This is a genomic window from Actinomycetota bacterium (assembly GCA_012837825.1).
Taxonomy (GTDB): Bacteria; Actinomycetota; Humimicrobiia; order Humimicrobiales; family Humimicrobiaceae; genus Humimicrobium.
This window is the reverse complement of sequence record DUQM01000067.1, coordinates 1-4,791: the sequence shown is the minus strand read 5'-3', so window position 1 is coordinate 4,791 and position 4,791 is coordinate 1. Positions and strand designations below refer to the sequence as shown.

The window sequence follows — 4,791 nt, the reverse complement described above, 5'->3', positions numbered from 1 at the left end:
TTACTAAATTAAAAGAATTTTAAAAACAGAAAATTTATAAATATTTAAATTATATTTTTTAGCAGTACAAATATTATTGATAAGATATATCAATAAGATATATCAATAAAATAAAAAGGTTTTAAGCATTAATATCTTCATGCAGGTTTTTCTAGTTCATTAATAGGTGAATTTCGGAAAGGAGTGATGAAATTTATTTAGAGGTGATAAAAATAAGAAAAGGAGGTAGTGCATTCGAAAAAAACAAACCAGTTTTTTATTAAAGATTAAAAAATCATTTTTTCTTTATCAATCTTTCAAGGTGGTGTTTGAATGAAAAAATTACTCGTGATTATCTCAGTAATAGCAATGGTTCTTACTCTTGGTTTTGTTGGATGCAAGGCAGCTCCTGCCGAAACAACAGCAGCAGCCGAGACAACAGCAGCAGCCGAGACAACAGCAGCAGCCGAGACAACAGCAGCAGCAACTGAAACAACAGCAGCAGCTGCAGAAGAAGCCGCTCCGTTTGGTCTTAATGATATACCGGAAATTTCAAACAAGGCAGAGATAACGATGATGGTTGAAACCGGTACTATGTTTGACAAGATACTTCCATACATTGAGCAATTTATTGCAAAAACAGGGGTTAAGGTTAATGTTGAAAGAGTTGCTTCCCCGGTTGTTTATTCAAAGGAAAACGTAGAGCTGGTTGCCGGAACGGGCGTATATGATTGTGTTTATGTTGAAACAGCATGGACGGATGAATGGGCACAGTATCTTGCTCCTCTTGAAGAGCTGGCTGCAACCTATGATTCAGTAGAAGCATTTAATGCAAGCATGGCAGCCCAGGCTGCACCAATTCTTGCGACAGCTAAAACTGACGGCAAGATAATGGTTATTCCTTTCTACACATATCAGTGCGGCTTGTTCCTGAGACAGGATGTCTTTGATGATGCTACAGAACAGGCTGCTTTCAAAGAAAAATATGGCTATGATCTTGCTCCTGCAACAACTGCACAGCAGCTGCTAGACCAGGCAGGATTCTTCACCAGAAAAAAAGGCGACATGCTTAAGGGAAAAGCACTTGAAAAAGACATTTATGGTGTTTCCATGATGGCAAGCGCATACCAGGCCAATGATGAATTTTCAACATATCTCTGGGGTAGCGGTGGAGATTATGCCAAAGTTATAAAAGATGATTCAGGCAAAGTTACAGAATTTGTTATAACCAAAGAGTATACTGACCTTATGGTTAAGATAATGAAAGAATATGTTGAAAGAGTTAAAATTTCTTCTCCCGGTGTTTTAACAGCTAACTTTGATTTCGTTGTCAGCTCACTTGGTGAGGGAGATTCAATTATTACTCCTATGATGTATTCAAACTGTTTTGCATGGAATGCTGATATTTTGAAACAATCTGCAGCTGGATTAGCTGATCCTGATGCCAAATTAGGTATCTATAATACCATTGGCAATAAAGGCTACACAGGTGCATGGTCATTTGGAGTGGCAAAAGCATCCAAGAACCAGGAAGCTTCTTATTGGCTGTTAAGATGGCTTAGTTCAAAAGAATGCCAGACTGTTGTCATGAGAGATGCCGGACAGCTTTCTACAAGGATGGATGTAATTGAAGATGAAATGTGGAAAACTGACGAATTGGCTTATCCGTTTGGTCTGCTGACAGACTATCTGAAAGTTTGCTGGACTAATGCAGAATATGCTGATGCTATAGATAATGCATTCTATTTCAACTCAGCAGCTGGCGGGAAAGTAACTGAGATGCACATGAACACTCTTTCAAAGGGTTTCAGTGGCGAACTTTCTCCTGAAGATTGTATAGCGTCAGTAAACAAACAAATGGTAGAACTGGTTTCTAAATTCGATACCATACCTATCAGAGTAGAAGAATAATTTCTTATATCTTAAGAATAAAGATATTTATACTTTGAAAACATAAAAGGTTATTTCAGGAGAAAGGAATAAAAAATCCGATTCCTTTCTCCTGATTAAAATTAAAGTAAGTTTTAAGTCAGGGAAAGAAAACATGTCTGGAATAGAAGGAGGAAACAGACAGTATGGCTAAAAAAGAGAATGGTGATATTGCGCTTATTGACAGTCACCTGATAAGAAAACCTTCAATATGGGAAGTCCTTTCAAATGAAAAATATTTCAAGTGGATGCTGGTTCTGCCGCTTATAATTGTATTGCTCGTTTTTATGATATATCCTCTTATTTTTTGTTTGTATAAATCCTTTTTCCAGGTGGGCTTATCAGGCGATGCTCTGTTTATAGGCCTTGACAATTACAGAACAATGCTTCGGGACACAGGTTTCTGGATACCTCTCGGGCGTACTTTTCAGGTAACGGCTATCTGCATTGTTGCTGAATTGCTAATCGGATTAGGCCTTGGAATGTTGTGGAACAGAGATTTTAAAGGTCAAAACATTATAAGGGGTCTTATTCTTATGCCTCTTTTGGTGGCACCTCTTATCTTATCTATAGTTTGGAATTTTCTTCTTGAATACAATATTGGTTTTGTTAATCAGATATTATCAGCAATCGGCCTGGCCAGAGTTAAATGGTGGGCCCCTGAGGGTGCATTATATACGATTTGTGCAATTACAATCTGGCAGTGGTTTCCATTTTCAGCTTCAGTTCTGCTTGCCGGGCTTAAGAGCCTTCCCAAGGATGTTTTTGAAGCAGCTAAAGTTGATGGAGCAAAAGGATGGTTTGTGTTTAGGAAACTGACACTTCCCATGCTAAGCCCTCTGATCATAATAATCACATTATTAAGAACCATGTGGCTTATCCGATTATTTGATCCTCTATACGGAACGACCAGAGGGGCAGTTAATACTGAGCTTTTGGACTGGATGGTTTACAGGACATCTTTTGTTTATTTTGATATCGGTTATGGCTCTACGCTTGCAATTATGAGTTTATTTTTAACAATGATAATTGGCGCAATTATGTTCAGACAGCTGAATAAGGCATTAAACGCAACCAATTAAACTGAGAGAAGGTGAAAAAAGTTGAAAAAACAAGGGGTAACATTTAAAAGAGTAATATTCTGGATAATTACAATCCTGGTTATGGTTGGAATTTTAGGACCTTTGCTATGGATATATTTAACTGCATTTAAATCTTCAGCAGACATATTTGCCGGATCTCTGAACAGGCAGCTTATATTTACTCCCACATTAGAAAATTTCAAACGTTTGTTTGTTCAATTTCCATTTTTCAAAACACTGGGAAATACACTGATAATGAGTCTGGGAAGTACGGTGCTCGTAATGATTATTGCTTTGCCGGCAGCTTATAGTTTTGCCAGATGGAATACAGGGGGCGGACACATTCTTTTTAATACTATTGCTTCAAGAATGTTTCCGGGAGTAGTTGCATCCATCCCGTTTTTTATTGTTTTTCGTCAGATTAATTTATTGGATACACACATAGGCATCATATTGCTTTATATGTATTTTAATGTTTCATTTGCAACCTTTCTTTTATATGGGTTCTTTAGAGATGTTCCGGTAGAGCTTGAACAGGCTGCCATGATAGACGGTTACGGACGCTTCAATATATTTAGAAAAGTGGTTCTTCCATTGGTTTTGCCGGGAATTGCAACAACTTCGGTTTTCTGCATTATCTGGTCATGGAATGAATTTCTGTTTGCATTTTTATTCTCTCGAAAAGTAGCAACAACAGTAACCGTACTGATATCTTCTTTCTGGGGTTCAATCGATGTTCAATATGGTACAATGGCTGCCGGAGCAGCAATAAGTATATTACCTACACTTATAGCTGCCTGGTTTATGCAGCGTTATATTGTAAGAGGATTAACATTTGGTGCTGTTAAAGGTTAAATTAAAACAGATATCAACTGTTTATGTATTTACGCTTTTGACTAATATATTTGAATAAGCGGGAGGGTATATATCAAATGATACGAATGACTTATGGAAACTGGCTGTTCTGGTCAGTATTAGAGTGGATAGGAATAAATTTTGTCTGGCTTGGAGTATTTCCAAATTTGCCAGTCTGGATAGGAGCCATAATAGCGACAGTAGCAGCTGTTTTAACTTTTATATTTGGTCCTCGACCCAAAGATGATGATGAAGAAGAGGAGGAGTAGAAGATGGTAGAAGTAAGATTTGAAAATGTAAGAAAGCTATATGGACGCAAAGTTGCAATAGACGATATCAGCTTTACATGCAAGGAGGGTGAGTTTTATTCTATTCTTGGTCCTACCGGTGCAGGGAAAAGCACGATCCTGAAAATGGTGGCAGGAATAGAGCCTGTTACTTCCGGAAATATATATTTTGATGACCAAATTGTAAATAGATGGCCTCCGCATGAGAGAGATGTTTCTATGGCATTTGAGTCATATAATCTTTATTCACACTTTAACGTATACGATAACATAGCTTTTCCTTTGAGGGCGCCCAAATGGAAACTGAATCTGACTAAAGAAGAGGAAAATAAAAAAGTAACTGAAATAGCTGATTTTCTTGGAATAGAAAAATTGCTTGACAGAAAACCGCAGAATTTAAGCGGTGGGCAAAAACAGAGGGTTTCACTTGCGAGGGCGCTTGTAAGAAAACCCAAAGTTTATCTGCTTGATGAACCTATTGCGCATCTTGATGCAAAGCTGAAGTTTTCGACGCAAACCCTTTTAAGGGAATTTGCTGTTAATTATGGAAGTACAATTATTTATGTAACTCATGATTACAGAGAAGCACTGGCTTTATCAGACAGAATGATGGTTTTGCGAAAGGGCAAAATCGATCAGATCGGTACTCCCAATGACAT

At 37.6% G+C, this 4,791-nt stretch carries 5 protein-coding genes; all 5 read left to right on the top strand.

What is annotated here, in order from left to right; translation table 11 throughout:
* The first annotated feature begins 312 nt into the window (after window positions 1-312).
* Complete coding sequence (locus GXZ93_04980; GenBank protein HHT79134.1) at window positions 313-1,890, top strand: extracellular solute-binding protein; 1,578 nt, start codon at window positions 313-315, stop codon at window positions 1,888-1,890.
* A gap of 164 nt (window positions 1,891-2,054) precedes the next feature.
* Entirely contained in the window at window positions 2,055-2,990 is a 936-nt protein-coding gene (locus tag GXZ93_04975; GenBank protein HHT79133.1) for a sugar ABC transporter permease, read from the top strand.
* An 81-nt stretch (window positions 2,991-3,071) separates the two neighbouring features.
* Window positions 3,072-3,845: a carbohydrate ABC transporter permease gene (locus tag GXZ93_04970; GenBank protein HHT79132.1), complete on the top strand. Its 774-nt coding sequence runs from the start codon at window positions 3,072-3,074 to the stop codon at window positions 3,843-3,845.
* A gap of 77 nt (window positions 3,846-3,922) precedes the next feature.
* Window positions 3,923-4,114: a DUF4175 domain-containing protein gene (locus tag GXZ93_04965; GenBank protein ID HHT79131.1), complete on the top strand. Its 192-nt coding sequence runs from the start codon at window positions 3,923-3,925 to the stop codon at window positions 4,112-4,114.
* A gap of 3 nt (window positions 4,115-4,117) precedes the next feature.
* Window positions 4,118-4,791 (top strand): ABC transporter ATP-binding protein (locus GXZ93_04960; protein HHT79130.1); only part of this gene is annotated, 674 nt, incomplete at its 3' end.

Excerpts from the sequence above, each read along its gene's own strand:
- GXZ93_04965 (HHT79131.1), top strand. The coding sequence starts at position 3,923 with ATGATACGAATGACTTATGGAAACTGGCTGTTCTGGTCAGTATTAGAG.
- GXZ93_04970 (HHT79132.1), top strand. The coding sequence starts at position 3,072 with ATGGTTGGAATTTTAGGACCTTTGCTATGGATATATTTAACTGCATTT.
- GXZ93_04975 (HHT79133.1), top strand. The coding sequence starts at position 2,055 with ATGGCTAAAAAAGAGAATGGTGATATTGCGCTTATTGACAGTCACCTG.
- GXZ93_04980 (HHT79134.1), top strand. The coding sequence starts at position 313 with ATGAAAAAATTACTCGTGATTATCTCAGTAATAGCAATGGTTCTTACT.